Consider the following 21,112-nt stretch of genomic DNA (forward strand, 5'->3'; position numbering starts at 1 on the left):
ACGGGGCCGAGCGGAAAACCACTCGAAACGGTGAGCGTGAAGTCAACCCTGATGGGTTACACGGGAGTTGGGGCGGCGAGCGAACCCGCCACCCCCTCTCCCTCCTGGCCGGTGACGGCCGGTGCTACTTCTCCACCTCGGCGGCGAGGTTGGTGAGGACGGCGTCGTAGATCCGCCCGAGGCCCTTGGGCGCGAAGGCCTTCTCGAAGAAGCCGCCGATGCCGCCCGCGCCGTTCCACACGCTGGAGACGACCACGCGGGCCTTGCCCTCACCGGCCGGGGTGACGGTCCAGGTGGTGACCATGGAGGAGTTGCGGTCCTTCTCGACCAGCTCGCCGTCGGTGGGCTCGCTGACCTCCAGGAGGCAGTCGCGGATCCTCTTGCTGGTGGCCTGGAGCTTCCAGTGGACCAGGGTGCCCTCGCCGTCGCCGCCCTCGCGCACCTCGTACTCGCTGAAGTGCTCCGAAAGGATCTTTCCGCGCGTGCCGCTGTAGTCGGCCAGTGCGTCGAAGACGTCGTCCGGCTGTGCCGCGATGATCCGCTCCGTGGTCGCCTCGACCTGCGCCATTGCACTTCCTCCAGCACTTGGTTTCTCGGGGAGTTCAGGGAGAGCCAACCACCCGGCGCACCGGCCCCCCAAATCGGGGCCGCCTCGGCGGGCCCCCTCAGCCCGGCCCGCGGGACCTGGCGAGGACGGCGGGCAGGTTGTTGATGAGGTTGGCGAGGAGCGCGGTGACCACCGAGGCGAGCCCAAAGGCGGCGGCGAGCAGCCGACGGGGCCTCCCGGCGGCGCGGCCGGGGCGGCGACGGACAGGAACTCTACGAGCATGCTTCCGCTCACGCATCGCGCGTTCGACCTGCCCGTCGCCGGACCCGGCGCATCCGGTTCGGCTAGCGGCGGGACGCCTCCGTCCCCGTCGCCCGGAACCGGGCCGTCGTCCCGTCATCGCTCCAGCGGTGCAGCCCGGCCTTCTCCAGGACGCGGACGGAGGCCGGGTTGGAGAGTTCGACATCGGCGTGGACGGTGGTGATGTCCGGCGAGGTCAGGGCGTACGCCACGAGGGCGCGGGCGGCCTCCGGGGCGTAGCCGCGGCCGCGCCGGGAGGCGATGACGCCGTAGCCGAACTCCACCGAGCCCTCGCTCGGCGGCAGCAGCAGGCTGACGGACCCGACGACGAGACCGCTCTCGCGTTCGATGATCAGCCGGTGGCCGTGCGCGCCGGGGTCACCGGGGTCGCCAGGACCCTCGGCGATCTGCTCGGCGATGACGCCCGCGATGACACGGTCGCCGTCGGCGGGGAAGTCCTGCGCCCAGTGGGCCGGGCGGCGCCCGGCGAGGACGTCGGCGACCTCGCCTCGGGACCAGGCCCGCAGCACGAGACGTTCAGTGGTCAGCTCGGCGGTGGTGAGGGAGAAAGAAGACACGCGACACTCCAGGTCGTTTTCTGTGACGACCGGGCCGCTCGCGGTGAGCCCCGCCTCTTCAGGCTGGTTCCTTCAGGCTCGGGCGACCCGGACAAGGGCATGGCGATGAAGCGTCCGGCGGGCCATATTCATCAACCTCCCTCGCCGCAGTGCGGGTCGCGCGTATCGCGCTTGACGGGACGCTATCAAACAGCGCCGCCGGCCCGCGCCCGCCACCGACGCACGCTCAAGGGACCGTGCACATCAAGGGAACATGTGTTCTATTCTGGGATCAGTGCTACCGAGGAGGCGTCATGCGCTGGGAGAACCTCTCCGACGGGCCGCGTCAGACCACCGCTGATGCCGCGCTGTTCGGCGCGGACGCGGTGACGACACGGACCTTCGACACCCCTGAATTCGCGGGCATCACCTTCCACGAGATCCGGGCCAGGTCGATCGTGAACCGCGTGCCGGGCGCGTCCCGTATGCCGTTCGAATGGACGGTCAATCCGTACCGGGGCTGCACGCACGCGTGCGTCTACTGTTTCGCGCGCAAGACCCACAGCTATCTGGACCTGGACACCGGCCTCGGGTTCGACAGCCAGATCGTCGTCAAGGTCAACGCCGCCGAACTGCTGCGGCGTCGGCTCGCCTCGCCCCGCTGGCAGGGCGAGCACATCGCCATGGGCACGAACGTGGACTGCTACCAGAGGGCGGAAGGCCGCTACCGGTTGATGCCGGGGATCATCGAGGCCCTGCGCGACCGCGGCAACCCCTTCTCGATCCTGACGAAGGGCACGCTGATCCTGCGCGACCTCGATCTGCTGCGGCAGGCCGCCGCGGTGACGGACGTCGGCATCTCCGTCTCCGTCGGCTTCACCGACCACGAGCTGTGGCGCACCGTCGAGCCGGGCACGCCCGCCCCCGAGCGGCGCCTGGACGTCATTCGCACCCTGACCGAGCACGGCATCGGCTGCGGGGTCCTCATGGCGCCCGTCATCCCCTTCCTGGGCGACCACCCCGACCAGCTGCGCGCCACGGTGCGGGCCATCGCCGCGTCGGGCGCGACCTCCGTGACGCCTCTGGTGCTGCATCTGCGGCCCGGGGCGCGCGAGTGGTTCATGGAGTGGGTGGGTCGGCACCATCCGCACCTGGTGCGGCGGTACGAGCGGCTGTACGCGGAGGGGGCCTACGCCCCGAAGTGGTACCAGCGGCGCGTCACGCGGCACGTGCACGAGCTGGCCGAGGAGTTCGGCATCGGCCCCGCACGCTCGGACCCCACACGCTCAGGACTCACCCGCCCGGGCGCCGCGCGCCGCATCCGCGTGCCCGAGGAGCCGGAGCCGGGGCCGACGGCCGGACCGACTCAGCTGACGCTGCTTTAGGGGGCGGCTCCTCCGGGACCGGGCGCGGGGCGTTGTCAGTGCCGTGGTCCACCATGAGGTCATGAGCCGACTTACCCACATCAGCGCCCCCGACGGCGTCGCCCCCGCCACCGCGTACACCCACGTCGTCATGGGATCGGGCCGACTCATAGCGGTCTCCGGCCAGTTGGCCCTGGACGAGGACGGCGAGCTGGTCGGAGAGGGCGACGCGGCGGCGCAGGCCCGCCAGGTCTTCGAGAACCTGCGGCGCTGCCTCGCCGCGGCGGGCGCCACCTTCGACGACGTGGTGAAGCTGACGTATTTCGTGACGGACATGGCGCACATGCCGGCGGTCCGCGCCGCCCGGGACGCCTTCCTGGACACCGGGCGGCTCCCCGCCGCCTCGGCGGTGCAGGTCGCCTCGCTGGTCGACCCCCTGTTCCTGATGGAGATCGAGGCGTTCGCGGTGGTGGCCGAGTAGATGCCGGACGTGCTGACGCGGGAGGTGACCGGGGCGGACTGCGCGACCGTGGCCGAGATCCGCGTGCTCGGCCGGCGCAGTGCCTACGCCGGTCTGATGCCCCAGCCGTTCCTGGACGCGCTCAGCGTCGAGGAGGGCGCCGCCCAGCAGCGGCAGCGGCTCGCACGCGGCCACGGGGCGAGCGTGGACCTGGTCGCCGAGCGCACCGGGCGGATTGTCGGCTGGGCCTGCTTCGGACCGGCGCGCGATGCCGGTCTACCGCCGGGCGAGGCGGAGTTGTACGCGCTGTACGTCCACCCCGCGCAGTACTCCACGGGCGTGGGCCGCACGCTGACCCAGGAGTGCCTGGCCCGCTGCGCGGCCGCGGGATACACCCGGCTGCGCCTGTGGGTCGTCGAGGGCAACCTCCGCGCCCGCCGCTTCTACGAACGGGCGGGGTTCGCACCGGACGGCGCCCGCGAACCCGACGAGATCGACGGCACGCCGGTCCCCGATGTCCGCTACGCCCTCGGTCTCGGCTGAGCCCACAGCACCCGGCGCGCGCCGGCGCCCCACACCCGGCGGCCGCGCCGCCCCCCGTCTCACTCCGGCAGCCTCGCCGTCCCCGCCTCACCCCGGCAGCCTCGCCATCCCCGCCTCACTCCGGCAGCCCCTCCCCCGGCGCGGCCGTGGCCCACCCCCGCCTCACTCCGGCAGCCTCGCCACCCCCATCTCACCCCGGCAGCCCCTCCCCCGGCGCGGCCGTGGCCCACCCCCGCCTCACCCCGGCAGCCTCGCCACCCCATCTCACTCCGGCAGCCGCGCCAGCGCCGCCGAGGCCGCCGCCGCGAGTCGGGGGTGGCCGCGCGCCTCGGTCAGTACCGGGCGGGCCCGCCCGTCGCCCAGCGCCCCGAGGCCCTCCACACAGGCGAGCGCGATCTTGCCGTAGGGGTCGTGCGGCGCGAGCCTGCGGCGCAGGGTGGTGATCAGCGCGGGCGCCGACTCGGGGGCGCGCAGCTCCGTCAGGAGCCGCACCGGGTAGAGGGCGTAGGCGACACGGAGTTCGTTCGTCGCGAGGGCCGCCGCCGCACGCGCCGTGCGCGGGTCGCCGAGCCGCGCCAGGGCGTGGGCCGCCGCGGCGCACCGCGGGGCGTCCCGATGGTTGAGGAGGAGGACGAGCGACTCGAAGGCCCTGCGGTCACCGGCGACGCCGAGCCGGACCGCCGCCAACTCCCGTGCCCAGAGTGGCTGCCCGGGAGAGACGAGCACCTCGGCCAGCTCATCGAGGTCGCCGGACGCGACCAGCCTCTCGTACTCCCGCGAGGCCCCCGCCTCACGGCGTAAACGTTCCGTCACCGTCCGCAACTCCTGATCCATGGCCGCGAGCCTAAGCCTTACCCGGCGGTCGCCTCACCCGGCGGTCGCGATGTAGATCACAGAGACCGGGATTCGCCATGGACTGGCGCGCTCGTTACCCGGCGGTTAACCTCATGTGAGCGGGGCACACTCCCCGTGAGCACCTCCTCATGACGGCCTGGTGACGCAGCCGTCGTGGGTGCAAGTCGGTTCGGTACCTCAGGTATCCAGTACGGCATGGCCCGGGACAGGGCCGGCCGACCTCACCGGGCGTGGACTCTGCGCCGCCCGGGACACGACACCTTCAAGTTCCGCACGCCCTGCGACAGTTAACGTGTCCGCGTGCGCCCCACAGTCGTCACTCTCTTAATGGAGTCCACGCATGGACACTCCCTTGAACACTGTCGCCGTCATCGGCCTGGGCACGATGGGCACCGGAATCGCCGAGGTCCTGGCCCGTGCGGGCCGTGAGGTCATCGGCATCGACATCAGCCAGGCGGCGGCCACCCAGGCCGTCACGTCCCTGGAGTCCTCGACGGCCCGTGCCGTGCGCCGCGAACGGCTCACCGATGAGGAGCGGCGCGACGTCCTCGCCCGCTTCCGCACCTTCACCGACCTGCGGGCCGCGGCCGACGCCGACCTGGTGATCGAGGTCGCCCCGGAGTCGTACGAGATCAAGCAGCAGATAGTCCGCGAGCTCGACGGCGTCGTGCGCCCCGACACGATCATCGCGACCGGCACCAACGCGCTCTCCGTGACCCGCCTCGCCGCCGAATCGGCCCGCCCCGAGCGCGTGTTGGGCCTTCACTTCTTCAACCCGGCGCCCGCGATGAAGCTCGTCGAGGTCGTCTCGTCCGTGCTGACCTCGCCCGCCGCCGTCGCCGCGGTCACCGATCTGGCGCACGCCCTCGGCAAGGAGCCCATCGCGGTCGGCGACCGGCCCGGTTTCGTCGCCGACGGGCTGCTCTTCGGCTACCTCAACCAGGCCGCCGCGATGTACGAGGCGAAGTACGCCTCCCGCGAGGACATCGACGCCGCGATGCGGCTGGGCTGCGGTCTGCCGATGGGCCCGCTCGCGCTGCTCGACCTGATCGGCGTCGACACCGCGCGCACCGTCCTCGAGGCCATGTACGCCGAGTCGCGCGACCGGCTGCACGCGCCCGCGCCCATCCTCAAGCAGCTCAGCGAGGCGGGCCTGACCGGCCGCAAGACGGGCCGCGGCTTCTACACGTACGACGAGCCGGGCAGCGCGGAGGTGGTGCCCGACGCGCTGACCCCGCTGGAGGGCGCGCGGCACGGTGAGGCACGTACGGTCCGCTCCGTCGGTGTCGCCGGGTCCGGGACGATGGCGTCCGGCATCGCGGAGGTCTTCGCCAAGGCCGGCTACGACGTGGTCCTCGCCGCGCGCACCGACGAGAAGGCCGGGGCGGCAAAGGCCCGTGTCGGAAAGTCCCTTTCGCGCTCTGTCGACAAGGGCCGGATGACGGCGGAGGCCGCGGCCCAGGCCCTGGAGCGGATCACTCCGGCCGGCTCGTACGAGGCGTTCGCCGACGTCGATCTGGCCCTGGAGGCCATCGCCGAGGATCTGGAGATCAAGCAGCAGCTGTTCGCGGCGCTCGACAAGGTCTGCAAGCCGGGCGCGATCCTCGCGACGACGACGTCCTCGCTGCCGGTGGTGGCCTGTGCCCGCGCCACCACGCGCCCGCGCGACGTGATCGGCATGCACTTCTTCAACCCGGCCCCGGCGATGAAGCTGGTCGAGGTGGTCCGCACCGTGCTGACCGCCGACGACGTGCACGCCACGGTCCGCGAGGTGTGCGCACGCGTCCGCAAGCACCCGGTGGACTGCGGCGACCGGGCGGGCTTCATCGTGAACGCGCTGCTGTTCCCCTACCTCAACAACGCGATCAAGATGGTCCAGGAGCACTACGCCACGCTCGACGACATCGACGCCGCGATGAAGCTCGGCGGCGGCTACCCCATGGGCCCCTTCGAGCTCCTGGACGTCGTCGGCCTGGACGTCTCGCTGGCCATCGAGAAGGTCCTGCACCGCGAGTTCCGCGACCCCGGCCTCGCCCCGGCGCCCCTGCTCGAACACCTGGTGGCCGCGGGCTGCCTCGGCCGCAAGACGGGCCGGGGCTTCCGCGAATATGCCCGGCGCTGAGCCGGCCGAGGAGTGCCCGGGGGCACGGACGGACTGGGGCGGGCTGCTCGAACCGTCGGGCGGCCCCGTCCCGCGGGAGCACCGCGCCGCGCATATGCAGTACGTTCGTGACATGTCCAAGGCCGCCAAGTCCTCACGTACGCCCGCCACGCCCGACGCCCCGGAGAGCGCCGCGGGCAGCCGTGCCGCCGCCCAACGGCTCAAGATGCGCAGGGAGCTGGCGGCGGCGGCCATGGAGCTCTTCGCGACCAAGGGGTACGAGGCGACGACGGTCGACGAGATCGCCGCTGCCGCGGGCGTAGCCCGCCGGACGTTCTTCCGGCACTTCCGCTCCAAGGAAGAGGCGATCTTCCCGGACCACGACGACACCCTGATCCGCGCGGAGGCGGTGCTGAACGCGGCGCCGCCGCACGAGCACCCGCTGGACACGGTGTGCCGCGGCATCAAGGAAGTCATGAAGATGTACGCGGCCTCCCCCGCGGTCTCCGTGGAGCGCTACCGCCTCACCCGCGAGGTGCCCACGCTCCGTGAGCGCGAGATCGCCTCGGTGGCCCGTTACGAACGGCTCTTCACCCGTTATCTCCTCGGCCACTTCGACGAGCACGCGCACCACGACGGCAACGACGACCCGCTGCTCGCCGAGGTCGCCGCCTCGGCCGTGGTGACCGCCCACAACCACGTCCTGCGGCGCTGGCTGCGGGCCGGCGGCCAGGGCGACGTGGAGAACCACCTGGACCACGCCTTCGCGATCGTGCGGCGCACCTTCGGCACGGGGATCGGCGCGGGCCGCGAGACGCTGCCCCCGGCGGCTCCGGCGGCGGTCTCCGCGCAGGGTGAGGTTCTGGTCACGGTGGCTCGAACCGACGCTCCCCTCGACGAGGTCATGCGAACCATCGAGAAGGCGCTCAGAGAGCACGCCTCTTAGCCCGTTCTGCCCATTTCGTCCTTGGCTTTTGAGGGGCTGCTACCGGCCGGTAGCAGCCCCTCAGCCATGCCCCCACCCCCTCTGACCTGCACTGATCGATCATCGGTCAAAAAATATTGGCACCGAGTGTCTTGCTCACTGGCACGCGGTGCCATACGTTGATGTTGTCCGGGCGGCCGGCGTACAGAGATCCTCCGTACGTCGGCTGTCCCCTCAAGCCACGGCTTGCGCGTCCGGACGCCTGCGTCACAGGCACCTCCCACGCCCCACCAAGGCGTTGCCGAGCACCATCTTCAGCCGAACCGACGGCACACCTCCAGAGCCCCACCAGAACCCCCGTAACGTCAAGCAGCGTTCTCCACAGACCGCTTCTTAGCCGGAGGCAACACCGTGAAGGAAATCCTGGACGCGATTCAGTCGCAGGACGCAAAGCCCGCCGACTTCGCCGCTCTCGCCCTGCCCGACTCGTACCGCGCGATCACCGTGCACAAGGACGAGACGGAGATGTTCGCGGGCCTGGAAACGCGCGACAAGGACCCCCGCAAGTCGCTCCACCTCGACGACGTGCCGATCCCCGAACTCGGGCCGGGCGAGGCCCTGGTGGCCGTCATGGCCTCCTCGGTGAACTACAACTCCGTGTGGACGTCGATCTTCGAGCCGATGGCGACCTTCGGCTTCCTGGAGCGCTACGGCAGGCTCAGCGAGCTGACCAAGCGCCACGACCTGCCGTACCACATCATCGGCTCCGACCTGGCGGGCGTCGTGCTGCGCACCGGGCCCGGAGTGAACTCCTGGAAGCCCGGCGACGAGGTCGTCGCGCACTGCCTGAGCGTCGAACTGGAGTCCTCCGACGGACACAACGACACGATGCTCGACCCCGAGCAGCGCATCTGGGGCTTCGAGACCAACTTCGGCGGCCTCGCCGAGATCGCGCTCGTCAAGTCCAACCAGCTGATGCCGAAGCCCGGCCATCTGAGCTGGGAGGAGGCGGCCTCGCCCGGCCTGGTGAACTCCACCGCCTACCGCCAGCTGGTCTCCCGCAACGGCGCCGGCATGAAGCAGGGCGACAACGTCCTGATCTGGGGCGCGAGCGGCGGACTCGGGTCGTACGCCACACAGTTCGCGCTCGCGGGCGGCGCCAACCCCATCTGCGTCGTCTCCAGCCCCCAGAAGGCCGAGATCTGCCGCGCCATGGGCGCCGACGCGATCATCGACCGCAATGCCGAGGGGTACAAGTTCTGGAAGGACGAGCGCACCCAGGACCCCAAGGAGTGGAAGCGCTTCGGCAAGCGCATCCGTGAACTGACCGGCGGCGAGGACATCGACATCGTCTTCGAGCACCCCGGCCGCGAGACCTTCGGCGCGAGCGTCTACGTCACCCGCAAGGGCGGCACCATCACCACCTGCGCCTCGACCTCGGGCTACATGCACGAGTACGACAACCGCTACCTGTGGATGTCCCTGAAGCGCATCATCGGCTCGCACTTCGCCAACTACCGCGAGGCGTGGGAGGCGAACCGCCTGATCGCCAAGGGCAAGATCCACCCCACCCTCTCCAAGGTGTACTCCCTGGAGGACACCGGCCAGGCCGCCTACGACGTCCACCGCAACCTCCACCAGGGCAAGGTCGGCGTCCTCACGCTCGCCCCCCGGGAGGGCCTCGGGGTGCGCGACCCGGAGCTGCGGGCCGAGCACATCGACGCGATCAACCGCTTCCGCAACGTCTGACGCCCTAAGGAGCAGCGGGACATGACAGAGCGCCAGAAGGACCGGCCGTGGCTCATGCGGACGTACGCCGGTCATTCCACGGCGGAGGCGTCCAACGAGTTGTACCGGCGCAACCTCGCCAAGGGTCAGACGGGCCTCTCGGTCGCGTTCGACCTGCCCACACAGACCGGCTACGACCCCGACCACATCCTCGCCCGGGGCGAGGTCGGACGGGTCGGCGTACCGGTCTCCCACCTCGGCGACATGCGACGGCTGTTCCAGGACATCCCCCTGGAGCAGATGAACACCTCGATGACGATCAACGCCACCGCCATGTGGCTTCTGGCGCTCTATCAGGTGGTCGCGGAGGAGCAGGGCGCGGACATCACCAAGCTTCAGGGGACGACGCAGAACGACATCGTCAAGGAGTACCTGTCGCGCGGGACGCACGTCTTCCCGCCGGTGCCGTCCCTGCGCCTGACCACCGACATGATCACGTACACGGTGGCCAACCTCCCCAAGTGGAACCCCATCAACATCTGCAGCTACCACCTCCAGGAGGCGGGGGCCACCCCGGTCCAGGAGATCGCGTACGCGATGTCCACCGCCATCGCGGTCCTCGACGCCGTGCGCGACTCGGGGCAGGTCCCCGAGGAGAAGTTCGGGGACGTCGTGGCCCGCATCTCCTTCTTCGTGAACGCGGGTGTCCGCTTCATCGAGGAGATGTGCAAGATGCGGGCGTTCGGGCGGATCTGGGATCAGGTCACGCGCGAGCGGTACGGCATCGAGGACCCCAAGCAGCGCCGCTTCCGCTACGGCGTGCAGGTCAACTCCCTGGGCCTGACGGAGGCGCAGCCCGAGAACAACGTCCAGCGGATCGTCCTCGAAATGCTGGCCGTCACGCTCTCCAAGGACGCACGCGCGCGTGCCGTGCAGCTGCCCGCCTGGAACGAGGCGCTCGGCCTGCCCCGGCCCTGGGACCAGCAGTGGTCGCTGCGCATCCAGCAGGTCCTCGCACACGAGAGCGACCTACTGGAGTACGAGGACATCTTCGACGGCTCGCACGTCATCGAGGACAAGGTCGCGTCCCTCGTGGAGGAGTCCCTCGCCGAGATGGACCGCATCGAGCGGATGGGCGGCGCGATGGCCGCCGTCGAGTCCGGCTACCTCAAGTCGCAGCTCGTCTCCTCGCACGCCGAGCGCCGGGCGCGCATCGAGTCCGGCGAGGAGAAGATCGTCGGCGTGAACTCCTACGCGTCCACCGAGCCGAGCCCGCTCACCTCGGACCTGGACGCGGCGATCATGACGGTCGACCCGGCGGTCGAGGCGAACGTCGTGAACGCGCTGCGGCACTGGCGCGACCACCGCTGGCAGCCGCCGTTCAACCACCCCCGCCCGTGCAAGGCCCTGGAGAACCTCAAGGAGGTGGCCGCGGGGACGGGCAACCTCATGGAGGCCACACTGGAGTGCGCACGCGCCGGTGTGACGACCGGCGAGTGGGCGGGTGCCCTGCGGGAGGTCTTCGGCGAGTTCCGGGCGCCCACGGGCGTCTCCAGCGCCCCCGTGGCCGTCACCGCCGAGGCGGGCACGCCGCTCGCCCTGGTCCGCGAGAAGGTCGCCAAGACGGCCGCCGACCTCGGCACCGGCAAGCTCCGCTTCCTGGTCGGCAAACCCGGCCTCGACGGGCACTCCAACGGCGCCGAGCAGATCGCGGTGCGCGCCCGTGACGCCGGCTTCGAGGTGGTCTACCAGGGCATCAGGCTCACGCCCGAGCAGATCGTCGACGCGGCGCTCGCCGAGGACGTGCACGCGGTGGGCCTGTCGATCCTCTCCGGCTCGCACGCCGAGCTGGTGCCGGACGTCCTGGTCCGCCTGCGCGAGGCCGGCGCGCGCGACATTCCCGTCATCGCGGGAGGCATCATCCCCAACAGCGACGCCGAGGATCTGCTGGCGGCGGGTGTCGCCGCCGTCTTCACACCCAAGGACTTCGGCATCACGGAGATCATCGGCCGTATCGTCGACGAGATCCGGAAAGCGAACAAGCTCGACCCTCTGGAGGTCCCCGCATGACCGTGAACCGTCTTCGCCCCCGGCGCTCGTGTCTGGCCGTACCGGGCTCGAACCCGCGCTTCCTGGAGAAGGCCCAGGGCCTCCCCGCCGACCAGGTCTTCCTGGACCTGGAGGACGCCTGCGCGCCGCTCGCCAAGCCGGAGGCCCGGCACACCATCGTCAAGTTCCTCAACGAGGGCGACTGGACGGGCAAGACACGGGTCGTGCGCGTGAACGACTGGACGACCGAGTGGACGTACCGCGACGTCGTCACCGTCGTCGAGGGCGCGGGCCAGAACCTCGACTGCATCATGCTGCCGAAGGTGCAGACGGCCGACCAGGTCGTCGCCCTCGACCTCCTGCTCACCCAGATCGAGAAGACGATGGGCTTTGAAGCCGGCAGGATCGGCATCGAGGCGCAGATCGAGAACGCGCGCGGCCTCAACAACGTCAACGCGATCGCCGAGGCCTCCCCGCGCGTCGAGACGATCATCTTCGGCCCGGCCGACTTCATGGCGTCCATCAACATGAAGTCCCTGGTCGTCGGCGAGCAGCCGCCCGGCTACCCGGCGGACGCCTACCACTTCATCCTGATGAAGATCCTGATGGCCGCCCGCGCCAACGACCTCCAGGCGATCGACGGCCCCTACCTCCAGATCAAGAACGTCGACGGCTATCGCGAGGTCGCGAACCGCGCCGCGGCCCTCGGCTTCGACGGCAAGTGGGTCCTGCACCCCGGCCAGGTGGAGGCCGCCAACGAGGTCTTCTCGCCCTCCCAGGAGGACTTCGACCACGCCGAACTGATCCTGGACGCGTACGAGTACTACACGTCCGAGGCGGGCGGCAAGAAGGGCTCGGCGATGCTCGGCGACGAGATGATCGACGAGGCCAGCCGGAAGATGGCGCTGGTCATCTCCGGGAAGGGGCGTGCCGCCGGGATGCGGCGCACGTCCAAGTTCGAGGCCCCGGAGGCGTAGGACACCATGCAGTTCGGCCGCACCTACGAAGAGTTCGAAGTCGGCGCCGTGTACAAGCACTGGCCCGGAAAGACGGTCACCGAGTACGACGACCACCTCTTCTGCCTGCTCACCATGAACCACCACCCCCTCCACATGGACAGCAACTACGCGGAGCGGACGACGGACTTCAAGAAGAACGTCGTCGTGGGCAACTACATCTACTCGCTGCTCCTCGGCATGTCCGTCCCGGACGTCTCCGGCAAGGCCATCGCCAACCTGGAGGTCGAGTCGCTCAAGCACGTGGCGCCGACCTTCCACGGCGACACCATCTACGGCGAGACGACCGTCCTCGACAAGACGCCGTCGAGGTCCAAGAGCGACCGTGGCATCGTTTACGTGGAGACCAAGGGCTACAAGCAGGACGGCACCCTGGTCTGTGTGTTCCGCCGCAAGGTGATGGTGCCCACGGAGACGTACATCAAGGAGCGCGGCGGAGAGCAGCCCGGCCGCCCGGAGCTGAAGAGCCAGGAGAAGTAGCCATGAGCCGACTCGCGCAGACCGCCGGTCTCACCGACGTCCAGCAGGAGATCCTGTCCACCGTCCGGGACTTCGTCGACAAAGAGATCATTCCGGTCGCGACGGAGCTGGAGCACCGGGACGAGTACCCGCAGAAAATCGTGGACGGCCTCAAGGAGTTGGGGCTCTTCGGGCTGATGATCCCGGAGGAGTACGGCGGTCTGGGCGAGTCGTTGCTCACATACGCGCTGTGCGTCGAGGAGATAGCGCGTGGCTGGATGTCGGTCTCCGGCATCATCAACACCCACTTCATCGTCGCCTACATGCTCAAGCAGCACGGCACGCGGGAGCAGAGGGAGACCTTCCTGCCGCGGATGGCGGCCGGCGAGGTGCGCGGCGCGTTCTCCATGTCGGAGCCGGGCCTCGGCTCGGATGTGTCGGCGATCACGTCCAAGGGCGTCAAGGACGGCGACGAGTACGTCCTGAACGGTCAGAAGATGTGGCTGACCAACGGCGGAACGTCCACGCTGGTGGCCGTTCTGTGCCGCAGTGACGAAGGACACCCTGAGGGCACCGCCCCGCACAAGTCGATGACGACGTTCCTCGTGGAGAAGGAGCCCGGCTTCGGCGAGGTCCGCCCCGGCCTGACCATCCCGGGCAAGATCGACAAGATGGGCTACAAGGGCGTCGACACGACCGAGCTCATCATGGACGACCTGCGAATTCCGGCCAATCGCGTGCTCGGCGGGGTCACCGGCCGAGGGTTTTACCAAATGATGGACGGTGTCGAAGTGGGCCGCGTGAATGTCGCGGCGCGTGGTTGTGGTGTCGCGCAGCGTGCATTTGAGCTCGGCGTCTCATATGCCCAGCAACGCCACACTTTCGGCAAGCCGATCGCCCAACACCAGGCGATCCAGTTCAAACTGGCCGAGATGGCTACCAAGGTCGAGGCCGCCCATGCGATGATGGTCAACGCAGCACGCAAAAAGGACTCCGGGGAGCGAAACGACCTCGAGGCTGGGATGGCGAAGTACCTCGCATCCGAGTACTGCAAGGAAGTCGTCGAGGACGCGTTCAGGATTCACGGCGGTTACGGCTTCTCGAAGGAGTATGAGATCGAGCGCCTCTACAGGGAGGCCCCGATGCTGCTCATCGGTGAAGGTACCGCCGAGATCCAGAAAATGATCATTGGTCGTCGACTGCTCGAAGAGTATCGATTCCAGGGCTAGATGCCCGGTTTGGGGTGTTTTCTTCGCGAAGAAGATCACACCCTGTCAACACTCTTCGGCCGTCGACTCGGCTTCCTGGCTTGCCCAGTTGTGCCTCGCAACCGATAGCATCCGGAGAAAGCCGCCGTCCCCCGTATCACCGCGCGGCATCATCCGCTACGAAGGTCATCCATGCCCCACAGCCAAACCTCTGCACCACGCGACGGCATTCTTCAGGGACGCCTTGCTCGCGGAGCATCGCCGTGGCTCCTGCCGACCGTCGCCACCGCGGCACTCAGCCTCGTCCGCGCGCGCCGCTCCAAGGGCGCCGCGGCCGTCGCCGTCCCCGCCACCGCTCTGGCGGCGGGAATGCTGTGGTTCTTCCGCGACCCCGAGCGCGAGATCGCTCAGGGCCGGGTCATCTCCCCCGCCGACGGCGTGGTGCAGAGCATCATGCCGTGGAAGGACGGGCGTACCCGCGTCGCCATCTTCATGAGCCCGCTGAATGTCCACGTCAACCGCGCGCCCCTCGCGGGCACGGTGACGTCCGTGGAACACATCCCCGGCGGGTTCGTCCCGGCGTTCAACAAGGAGAGCGAGAACAACGAACGCGTTGTCTGGCACTTCGACACCGAGCTCGGCGACATCGAGATGATCCAGATCGCGGGCGCGGTCGCACGGCGCATCGTGCCGTACGTGCCGCAGGGCACGAAGGTGGAGCAGGGCGAGCGGATCGGCCTGATCCGCTTCGGCTCGCGTGTCGACATCTACCTCCCCGAGGGTGTCGAGGTGGACGTCGAGGTCGGTCAGAAGACCGTGGCTGGGGTGACTCGCATTGACCGTGGTTGATCCCGAGACACAGGCCGGCTGGGTGCCGGAGGCGGTGCAGGACGACGCGCCCTGCGACGCCGACGAGATGCCGCTGTCACTGCGCCTCTCGATAGCGGACACCCTCACGCTCGGTAACGCCACGTGCGGGTTCATGGCGGTGTACTTCACCACCACGGGCATCCTGATCCCCTACGTGCAGGGCAGCACCGAGAGCGGCATGGCGCGACACTCCGCCGCGACCGCCGTGATCCTGATGCTCTGCGCGGCCGTCTTCGACCTCTTCGACGGGCTCGTGGCGCGCAAGCTGCGGTCCTCGCCGATGGGCGCGGAGCTGGACAACCTCTCCGACCTGATCAGCTTCGGTCTGGCTCCCGCGTACTTCGTGCTGGTCTACGGCATGGTCGCGGACGACGCGCACCAGCGGGTGGCGGCGGTGGGCGCGATCGTGGTCCTGTTGGCGGTGGTGCTGCGGCTTGCGCGGTTCAGTTGCGTGACCGTGAAGGACGGCACCTTCCAGGGCATGCCATCGCCCTTCGGTGCGCTCACGGTCGTCTCGATCGTGCTCCTGGAGCTGCCCTTCGTGGCGACGCTCCTCGCGATCATCGGCACGGCCTGGCTCATGGTCAGCCGCGTCGAGTACCCCAAGCCGCGGGGCCCCCTCGCGGTGGCCATGCTCGCCTGGATCGTCGCCGCCATGGGGTTGCTCGCGGCCTGGGCGTTCGACGCGCCGGGCGGTCAGCTGCTCCTGCAGACCGGCTGCGCGCTCCAGCTCGTCCTCGGCGCGGTGATCCCCCTCTTCGCCACCGCTCGGAGGGTGAACAACTTCCGCGACAACCGGCGCGAGGCCCGTGCGGCGCAGTTGCCGTAGTTTCTTCTTGTACGTAGCCCTGGGGCCCGAACCATCTGGTTCGGGCCCCTTTGCGTGCCGTCAATCGCCGGACGGGCTGAAAAGCCGCGCCGCCTCCGCCGCTTGCGGCTCGCGTACGACCTTCATCCCGCCCGTCGCCTCCTTGTCCGGCTGGAGGATCACGCTCTGTTTCGACGAGGGTGCCTTGGGGTCGGTGAAGTTCTGCGGGACGCCGAAGCCCGAGTCGAAGGCGTCGAGGGTCAGCAGGGCCTTGTCGACACCCTCGCGTGTGAGGTCCTTGTCCTCGCACGCCTTCTTCAGGGCCTCGCCGAAGACGGAGGCCGCCGTCCAGCCCGCCACCACTCCGTTGTCGAGGGAGTCCTTCGGGTGGGCCTTCTTGTAGTCGGCGACGAGCTTCTTCGCCGCCGCCGTGTCCGCGCCGACGGGCAGCGTGGGCGAGGCGACGTAGTAGTTCTTCTCCAGGGCGGGGCCGGACTGCGTTGCGAGGAGCTGGGGGGCGAACGCCGAGTTGTTGCCGATGACCGGGACGTCGAAGCGGCCGGCCGCCGCGACGCCGACCAGGGACGCCGCCTGGCGCGGGCCCGCGCTGATCACGATGGCCTTGACCCCGGCCTTCTTCAGGGCGGAGACCTGGGCGGTCATGTCGTTGTCCGTCGGCTTGATCTTCTGCTCGACGACGGTCAGGCCCGCCTTGTCCGCCATGTGCTGGGAGCCCTTCAGGGCGCTCTCGCCGTAGTCGCCCTCGAAGTAGACGTGGCCGAGCTTGTCGCCCTTCTCGAGGCCCTTCTCCTTCATCAGGAAGTCGATCGCGTTGATCGTCTCCAGGTCGTACGTCGATCCGATGACCCGTACGTACGGGCTGCCCAGGAGGTTCGCCGACCAGGCCTGCGGCAGGACCAGGGCCTTGTCGCTGTCGACGCGCTTCTTGACGGCGGCCACGAACGGGGAGCCGATGAACTGGGCGAAGCCGAGGACTTCCGGCTCCAGCTCGGTGTAGGCGGCGACCGCCTTCTGCGGGTCGTAGCCGTGGTCGCGGACGGTCAGCTTCAGCTTGTGGCCGCAGATGCCGCCGTCCTCATTGGTCTGGTCCACGTAGAGCTGCTGGGCCTGTGTGACGCTCTTGCCGAGGGTGGCGTAGACGCCGGTCATGTCGGTGAGCACGCCGAGATTGATGGTCTTGCCCGAGATGCCGTCGCCGGTCTTCACCCCTCCCGCGCTCTTCTCGCCGTCGCCGTCGCCGTCGTTCGCCTTGGAGCTGCACGCGGTGAGCGCGAGGAGGGCGGCGAGCGCGGTGGCGGCCGCCGTGGCCCTGGTCAGTGAATTCATGCTGTCTCCCCTGAGGTGCCTTATGTGCCTGGAGTGGCTGGAGTGTCCGGGGCGGGTCCTCGGCGGCGGGCGGCGAGCCTCACCAGGCCGCCGGGCAGGAAGAGCACCACCGCCACGACGGCGGCGCCGTACAGATACCGGGACGCCTCCCCCGGTGAGATCCCGCCGGTGCCGGGCGCCGAGACGAGGGGCAGCGCGTCGCTGTACCGGGTCAGCAGCTGCGGCAGCAGGGAGACCAGGGCCGCGCCCGCGACCGCCCCGGAGACCGAGCCGAGGCCGCCGATGACGATCATGGCGAGGTACTCCAGGGAGAGCGTCATGCCGAAGTAGTCGGGCACGGTCCGCTGGAAGATCAGGGCGAGCAGCACCCCGGCGAGGCCCGCGTACATCGACGACAGGACGAAGACGCCGGCGCGGTAACGGGCCACCGGCACGCCGATGACACCGGCGGCGACCCGGTGGTCGCGGATGGCGTTCATGGCGCGCCCCGGCCGCCCGCGCAGCACGCCCCGGGCGAACAGCCCGCCGAGCAGGAGCAGCACCAGACCGGCGTACCAGAGCTTCTCCGCGGAGCCGAACGGCACGGCGGCGACGACGACCTCGCGCTCGTCGAAGGTGAGGCCGAAGAGGTTCAGGGGCGGTACGTCGCGTCCGTTGGAGCCGCCGGTCAGGTCGTGGGCGTTGAACAGCACATGCTGCCCGATGAAGATCAGTGCCAGGGTGGCGATGCCCAGGTAGGCGCCGCGCAGGCGGCCCGCGATGGGGCTGAAGAGGCCGCCCGCGAGCCCGGCGACGGCCACCGCGAGCACGGCGGCGAGCCAGGTCGGCAGGCCGAGCCCCGTCAGGCCGTCGCCGCCGTCACCGGCGAGGACGCAGTAGCCGTACGCGCCGATGGCGAGGAAGAAGGCATGCCCCATGGAGAGCTGGCCGGTCGCGCCGGTGAGGAGGTTGATGCCGATCGCGCCGATCGCGGCGGCCATCGCGAAGAGGCCCGCCTGGAGCCAGAAGCGGTCCAGGTAGAAGGGCAGGGCGAGCAGCAGGACGGCTCCGGCCGCCCAGACGTACGTACGACGGCTGCTGATCGGTGTGCGGCGGCGGAGGCGTGTGGCGGGGGTGGTGAGGGTGTCAGACACGGGCGAGCTCCTTCGTGCCGAAGAGCCCGGCGGGGCGGATGAGCAGGATCGCGGTCATCACGAGGTAGGGCGCGAGGTCGCCGAGGCCGCGCCCGAGGAAGGTCAGTTCGCTCTGGTAGCCGGTGGCGAGCGACTCGGTCACGCCGACCACGAGGCCGCCGACGAGGGCGCCCGTGGTGGAGTCGAGGCCGCCGAGGATCGCGGCGGGGAACGCCTTCAGGGCGGCAAGCGACGTGGCGCGTTCGAGCCCCGGCGTCGGGAAGACGGTGAGGAAGAGCGCGGCCACGGCGGCCAGCGCGCCCGCCACCGCCCACGCGCCGAGCGACACCCTGCCCAGGCGTACGCCCATCAGCGCGGCGGTCTCCGGGCTCTCGGCGGCGGCGCGCATGGCCACGCCCCAGGAGGTGTAGCGGAAGGCGAGCAGGAAGACGGTGATGAGCAGGGCCGCCGCGACGAACGCGGCGATGCGGGTGTGCGCGAGGGAGACCGGGCCGACGCTCAGCACGTCGTCGCCCCAGGGGTCGCCGAGTGGCAGGACGTCGGTGCCTAGGCGCCGGGTCAGCTCGGTGGTGAGCAGGATGTCGACGCCGATGGTGACGATGGCGAGCACGCTGTGGTCGGTGCCCCGGTAGCGGCGCATGACCAGGAACTCGACGGCCGCCCCGACCACCGCGGCGCCCGCGATGCCGACGAGGAGCGCCGGCCAGAAACCGAGGTCGTCGTGGAGGGACGCGGTGATGTAGCCGCCCGCGAGGAGCAACGAGGCATGGGCGAAGTTCACCACCTCGGTGGCGCGGAAGATGACGACGAAGCCGAGTGCGATGAGCGCGTACACGGAGCCCATCGAGACGCCGTTGAGGAGGAGTTCGGTGAAGGTGGTCATGAGCGGGTGCCCTCCTCACCGGGTCGGTCGCCGTCGTTGCCCTCGCCCAGGTAGGCGCGGATGACCGCCGGGTCGTTCTGTACGTCGGCGGGGGCGCCGTCGGCGATGCGGCGCCCGAAGTCGAGTACGGTCACCGCGTCCGCGAGCCGCATCACCACCCCCATGTCGTGTTCCACCAGGACGATCGAGATGCCGAGGCTGTCGCGGACGCCCGCGATGACGGCGGCCGTGCGGCGGCGCTCGTCGGCGGTCATGCCGGCGACCGGCTCGTCGAGGAGCAGCAGGCGCGGCTCCATGCACAGGGCGCGGGCCAGCTCGGCGAGTTTCTGCTGTCCGTAGGGCAAGGCGCCCGCGGGAACGTCGAGTTGGCGTTCGATCCCGACGAACGCGGCGATCTCGCGGACGCGTTCGCGGTGGCGGCGCTCCTCGCGGGCCGCCGCGGGGAGCCGGAGCCCGGCGGCCACGAAACCGGTGCGGGTCAGGCGGTGGCGGCCGAGCAGCAGGCTGTCGGCGACGGTGGCGCGCGGCGGCAGGGCGAGGTTCTGGAAGATCCGGGCGACGCCGAGTCCGGCGATCTGGTGCGAGCGCATGCCGGTGAGTTCGTGCTCTCCGAAGCGGACGCTGCCGCCGGTGGCGCGGTAGACGCCGGACAGGACGTTGAAGCAGGTGGACTTGCCCGCGCCGTTGGGCCCGATGACGGCGTGCACGGTGCCGGGGCGGACGGTGAAACTGACGGCGTCCAGCGCGGTGAGCCCGGCGAAGCGGACGGTCAACTCGTGGATTTCGAGGGGCGGTACGGGCTCTCCGGTCACCGTCGGTCCTCCCACCGGGGCAGTGTCGGCAGCGCGCCGAGGCCCCGGGTCGCGTCGGCGGCGGCGTCCTCGTCGACCACGCCGAGGTAGCGGCGGCGCACCTCGTCGGAGGCGGCGAGCTCGTCGGCCGGGCCCGCCAGGGCGACCTCGCCGACGTCGAGGACGTACGCCCGTGAGGCGAGCCGCAGCGCGAGGGCGGCGTTCTGCTCGACGAGGAGCACCGAGGTGCCCTGGGCGTTGATCTCCCGGATGGTGTCGGTGATGCGGGCGGCCATCAGCGGCGCGAGGCCGAGGGACGGTTCGTCGAGGAGGAGCAGGCGCGGCGAGGCCATCAGGGCCCTGCCCACGGCGAGCATCTGCTGTTCACCGCCGGAGAGCAGCCCGGCGCGCTGGGCGCCGCGCTCGGCGAGGACCGGGAACAGCTCGTGGACGCGGCGCAGGGCGTCCGCCTTGGCGGCGCGCGACCCGGTCGAGCCGAGCGCCCCCGCACGCAGATTGTCGGCGACGGTCATCCGGGCGAACACGCGTCTTCCTTCCGGTACTTGGGAGATCCCGGCGGCCACCACGCGGTCCGGCGCGAGGCCGTCTACGCGTGTGCCGTCGAAGTGGATGTCGCCCGAGGTGAGCGCCCCGCCCTGGAACGAGAGGGTGCGCGAGACGGCCCGCAGGAGCGTCGACTTGCCGGCGCCGTTGCCGCCGAGCACGGCGACGACGGCGCCGTCCGGCACGTCGAGCGAGACGCGACGCAGAGCGCGGACGGGGCCGTAGCCGACGGACACCTCCCGCACGACGAGCCCCGCCCCGCGGGTCTTGGGACCACCGGCGCCACCGGCGCCACCGGCGCCACGGGTCTCGGGGTCACCGGCACCGTGAGCCTCGGACTCACCCGCGCCCCGAGCCTTGCGGTCACCCGCACCGCGAGCCTCGGGGTCACCCGCACCGCGAGCCTCGGGGTCACCTGCGCCACGAGCCTCGGACTCACCCGCGCCCCGAGCCTTGCGGTCACCCGCGCCGCAAGCCTCGGAGGCACCCGCACCGCGAGCCTCGGGCTTGCCCGCGCCCGTGTTGTCCGCGTCCGGGCTCTGCGTATTGGAACCACCCACGTACCGACCCCCAGTCCCGCGCGGCTCGTGCCGCCGTCGCGTGG

General features: G+C 70.3%; 21 protein-coding genes. 12 read left to right on the forward strand and 9 right to left on the reverse strand.

Annotation, left to right across the window (positions count from 1 at the left end; translation table 11 throughout):
• Nucleotides 1-124 precede the first annotated feature (124 nt).
• The 3 genes from ACWDZ7_RS14145 to ACWDZ7_RS14155 all read right to left on the reverse strand — a co-directional run bounded on the left by ACWDZ7_RS14145 (nucleotide 125) and on the right by ACWDZ7_RS14155 (nucleotide 1,425).
• Entirely contained in the window at nucleotides 125-568 is a 444-nt protein-coding gene (locus ACWDZ7_RS14145) for an SRPBCC family protein (protein ID WP_451796949.1), read from the reverse strand.
• A gap of 97 nt (nucleotides 569-665) precedes the next feature.
• Nucleotides 666-845: a hypothetical protein gene (locus tag ACWDZ7_RS14150; protein WP_451796950.1), complete on the reverse strand. Its 180-nt coding sequence runs from the start codon at nucleotides 843-845 to the stop codon at nucleotides 666-668.
• A 46-nt stretch (nucleotides 846-891) separates the two neighbouring features.
• A complete protein-coding gene (locus ACWDZ7_RS14155; protein WP_451796951.1) occupies nucleotides 892-1,425 on the reverse strand; it encodes a GNAT family N-acetyltransferase in 534 nt (177 codons plus the stop codon).
• A 293-nt stretch (nucleotides 1,426-1,718) separates the two neighbouring features.
• On the opposite strand from ACWDZ7_RS14155, the gene ACWDZ7_RS14160 reads away from it, so the two are divergent.
• The 3 genes from ACWDZ7_RS14160 to ACWDZ7_RS14170 all read left to right on the forward strand — a co-directional run bounded on the left by ACWDZ7_RS14160 (nucleotide 1,719) and on the right by ACWDZ7_RS14170 (nucleotide 3,771).
• On the forward strand, nucleotides 1,719-2,789 hold the full coding sequence (locus ACWDZ7_RS14160) for an Rv2578c family radical SAM protein (RefSeq protein ID WP_451796952.1): 1,071 nt from the start codon (nucleotides 1,719-1,721) through the stop codon (nucleotides 2,787-2,789).
• Between the two features lie 61 nt (nucleotides 2,790-2,850).
• On the forward strand, nucleotides 2,851-3,249 hold the full coding sequence (locus ACWDZ7_RS14165) for a RidA family protein (protein WP_451796953.1): 399 nt from the start codon (nucleotides 2,851-2,853) through the stop codon (nucleotides 3,247-3,249).
• Nucleotides 3,250-3,771: an N-acetyltransferase family protein gene (locus tag ACWDZ7_RS14170; RefSeq protein WP_451796954.1), complete on the forward strand. Its 522-nt coding sequence runs from the start codon at nucleotides 3,250-3,252 to the stop codon at nucleotides 3,769-3,771.
• 264 nt (nucleotides 3,772-4,035) lie between these two features.
• Here the strand turns inward: ACWDZ7_RS14170 and ACWDZ7_RS14175 are convergent, their stop codons facing one another.
• Nucleotides 4,036-4,605: an adenylosuccinate lyase gene (locus ACWDZ7_RS14175; RefSeq protein WP_451796955.1), complete on the reverse strand. Its 570-nt coding sequence runs from the start codon at nucleotides 4,603-4,605 to the stop codon at nucleotides 4,036-4,038.
• A gap of 361 nt (nucleotides 4,606-4,966) precedes the next feature.
• On the opposite strand from ACWDZ7_RS14175, the gene ACWDZ7_RS14180 reads away from it, so the two are divergent.
• From ACWDZ7_RS14180 to pssA, 9 genes are all read left to right on the forward strand, one after another.
• Nucleotides 4,967-6,748 carry a 3-hydroxyacyl-CoA dehydrogenase family protein gene (locus ACWDZ7_RS14180; RefSeq protein WP_451796956.1) on the forward strand — a complete coding sequence of 594 codons (1,782 nt, stop codon included), beginning with the start codon at nucleotides 4,967-4,969 and terminating at the stop codon, nucleotides 6,746-6,748.
• Between the two features lie 94 nt (nucleotides 6,749-6,842).
• On the forward strand, nucleotides 6,843-7,673 hold the full coding sequence (locus ACWDZ7_RS14185; protein ID WP_451797095.1) for a TetR family transcriptional regulator: 831 nt from the start codon (nucleotides 6,843-6,845) through the stop codon (nucleotides 7,671-7,673).
• Between the two features lie 390 nt (nucleotides 7,674-8,063).
• Nucleotides 8,064-9,401, forward strand: a complete 1,338-nt coding sequence (gene ccrA / locus ACWDZ7_RS14190; RefSeq protein WP_451514119.1) for a crotonyl-CoA carboxylase/reductase — start codon at nucleotides 8,064-8,066, stop codon at nucleotides 9,399-9,401.
• A gap of 21 nt (nucleotides 9,402-9,422) precedes the next feature.
• Nucleotides 9,423-11,450: a protein meaA gene (locus ACWDZ7_RS14195; protein WP_451796957.1), complete on the forward strand. Its 2,028-nt coding sequence runs from the start codon at nucleotides 9,423-9,425 to the stop codon at nucleotides 11,448-11,450.
• Entirely contained in the window at nucleotides 11,447-12,406 is a 960-nt protein-coding gene (locus tag ACWDZ7_RS14200; protein ID WP_451796958.1) for an HpcH/HpaI aldolase/citrate lyase family protein, read from the forward strand. The genes ACWDZ7_RS14195 and ACWDZ7_RS14200 overlap by 4 nt, the downstream gene beginning before the upstream one ends.
• A 6-nt stretch (nucleotides 12,407-12,412) precedes the next feature.
• Entirely contained in the window at nucleotides 12,413-12,925 is a 513-nt protein-coding gene (locus ACWDZ7_RS14205) for a MaoC family dehydratase (protein WP_451796959.1), read from the forward strand.
• A 2-nt stretch (nucleotides 12,926-12,927) separates the two neighbouring features.
• Nucleotides 12,928-14,133: an acyl-CoA dehydrogenase family protein gene (locus ACWDZ7_RS14210; protein WP_451796960.1), complete on the forward strand. Its 1,206-nt coding sequence runs from the start codon at nucleotides 12,928-12,930 to the stop codon at nucleotides 14,131-14,133.
• 171 nt (nucleotides 14,134-14,304) lie between these two features.
• Nucleotides 14,305-14,961, forward strand: coding sequence for a phosphatidylserine decarboxylase (locus tag ACWDZ7_RS14215; protein ID WP_451514114.1), 657 nt, complete (start codon nucleotides 14,305-14,307; stop codon nucleotides 14,959-14,961).
• A complete protein-coding gene (gene pssA / locus ACWDZ7_RS14220; RefSeq protein WP_451796961.1) occupies nucleotides 14,948-15,811 on the forward strand; it encodes a CDP-diacylglycerol--serine O-phosphatidyltransferase in 864 nt (287 codons plus the stop codon). Before ACWDZ7_RS14215 ends, pssA begins: the two co-directional genes overlap by 14 nt.
• A gap of 60 nt (nucleotides 15,812-15,871) precedes the next feature.
• Here pssA and ACWDZ7_RS14225 read toward each other — a convergent pair whose 3' ends face one another.
• From ACWDZ7_RS14225 to ACWDZ7_RS14245, 5 genes are read right to left on the reverse strand one after another with little or no spacing between them, the layout of a single operon-like run.
• Nucleotides 15,872-17,137 (reverse strand): ABC transporter substrate-binding protein, encoded by a 1,266-nt coding sequence (locus tag ACWDZ7_RS14225; protein ID WP_451796962.1) that lies wholly within the window; start codon nucleotides 17,135-17,137, stop codon nucleotides 15,872-15,874.
• A 20-nt stretch (nucleotides 17,138-17,157) separates the two neighbouring features.
• The gene (locus tag ACWDZ7_RS14230) at nucleotides 17,158-18,270 is read right to left on the reverse strand and encodes a branched-chain amino acid ABC transporter permease (protein ID WP_451796963.1); all 1,113 of its coding nucleotides are present in this window, start codon (nucleotides 18,268-18,270) and stop codon (nucleotides 17,158-17,160) included.
• Nucleotides 18,263-19,153, reverse strand: a complete 891-nt coding sequence (locus ACWDZ7_RS14235; protein ID WP_451796964.1) for a branched-chain amino acid ABC transporter permease — start codon at nucleotides 19,151-19,153, stop codon at nucleotides 18,263-18,265. Before ACWDZ7_RS14235 ends, ACWDZ7_RS14230 begins: the two co-directional genes overlap by 8 nt.
• Nucleotides 19,150-19,965, reverse strand: a complete 816-nt coding sequence (locus ACWDZ7_RS14240; RefSeq protein WP_451796965.1) for an ABC transporter ATP-binding protein — start codon at nucleotides 19,963-19,965, stop codon at nucleotides 19,150-19,152. Before ACWDZ7_RS14240 ends, ACWDZ7_RS14235 begins: the two co-directional genes overlap by 4 nt.
• Entirely contained in the window at nucleotides 19,962-20,753 is a 792-nt protein-coding gene (locus ACWDZ7_RS14245; RefSeq protein WP_451797097.1) for an ABC transporter ATP-binding protein, read from the reverse strand. Before ACWDZ7_RS14245 ends, ACWDZ7_RS14240 begins: the two co-directional genes overlap by 4 nt.
• Nucleotides 20,754-21,112 lie beyond the last annotated feature (359 nt).

It is taken from the genome of Streptomyces sp. NPDC003032 (genome assembly GCF_053591415.1).

What these genes read in the sequence shown, in the direction of transcription:
- ACWDZ7_RS14170 (WP_451796954.1), top strand. Translation starts at nt 3,250, where the DNA reads ATGCCGGACGTGCTGACGCGGGAGGTGACCGGGGCGGACTGCGCGACC.
- ACWDZ7_RS14200 (WP_451796958.1), top strand. Translation starts at nt 11,447, where the DNA reads ATGACCGTGAACCGTCTTCGCCCCCGGCGCTCGTGTCTGGCCGTACCG.
- ACWDZ7_RS14215 (WP_451514114.1), top strand. Translation starts at nt 14,305, where the DNA reads ATGCCCCACAGCCAAACCTCTGCACCACGCGACGGCATTCTTCAGGGA.
- ACWDZ7_RS14205 (WP_451796959.1), top strand. Translation starts at nt 12,413, where the DNA reads ATGCAGTTCGGCCGCACCTACGAAGAGTTCGAAGTCGGCGCCGTGTAC.
- ACWDZ7_RS14150 (WP_451796950.1), bottom strand. Translation starts at nt 845, where the DNA reads ATGCGTGAGCGGAAGCATGCTCGTAGAGTTCCTGTCCGTCGCCGCCCC.
- ACWDZ7_RS14185 (WP_451797095.1), top strand. Translation starts at nt 6,843, where the DNA reads ATGCAGTACGTTCGTGACATGTCCAAGGCCGCCAAGTCCTCACGTACG.
- ACWDZ7_RS14165 (WP_451796953.1), top strand. Translation starts at nt 2,851, where the DNA reads ATGAGCCGACTTACCCACATCAGCGCCCCCGACGGCGTCGCCCCCGCC.
- ACWDZ7_RS14235 (WP_451796964.1), bottom strand. Translation starts at nt 19,153, where the DNA reads ATGACCACCTTCACCGAACTCCTCCTCAACGGCGTCTCGATGGGCTCC.
- ACWDZ7_RS14195 (WP_451796957.1), top strand. Translation starts at nt 9,423, where the DNA reads ATGACAGAGCGCCAGAAGGACCGGCCGTGGCTCATGCGGACGTACGCC.
- ACWDZ7_RS14210 (WP_451796960.1), top strand. Translation starts at nt 12,928, where the DNA reads ATGAGCCGACTCGCGCAGACCGCCGGTCTCACCGACGTCCAGCAGGAG.
- ACWDZ7_RS14145 (WP_451796949.1), bottom strand. Translation starts at nt 568, where the DNA reads ATGGCGCAGGTCGAGGCGACCACGGAGCGGATCATCGCGGCACAGCCG.
- ACWDZ7_RS14225 (WP_451796962.1), bottom strand. Translation starts at nt 17,137, where the DNA reads ATGAATTCACTGACCAGGGCCACGGCGGCCGCCACCGCGCTCGCCGCC.
- ACWDZ7_RS14180 (WP_451796956.1), top strand. Translation starts at nt 4,967, where the DNA reads ATGGACACTCCCTTGAACACTGTCGCCGTCATCGGCCTGGGCACGATG.
- ACWDZ7_RS14175 (WP_451796955.1), bottom strand. Translation starts at nt 4,605, where the DNA reads ATGGATCAGGAGTTGCGGACGGTGACGGAACGTTTACGCCGTGAGGCG.
- ACWDZ7_RS14160 (WP_451796952.1), top strand. Translation starts at nt 1,719, where the DNA reads ATGCGCTGGGAGAACCTCTCCGACGGGCCGCGTCAGACCACCGCTGAT.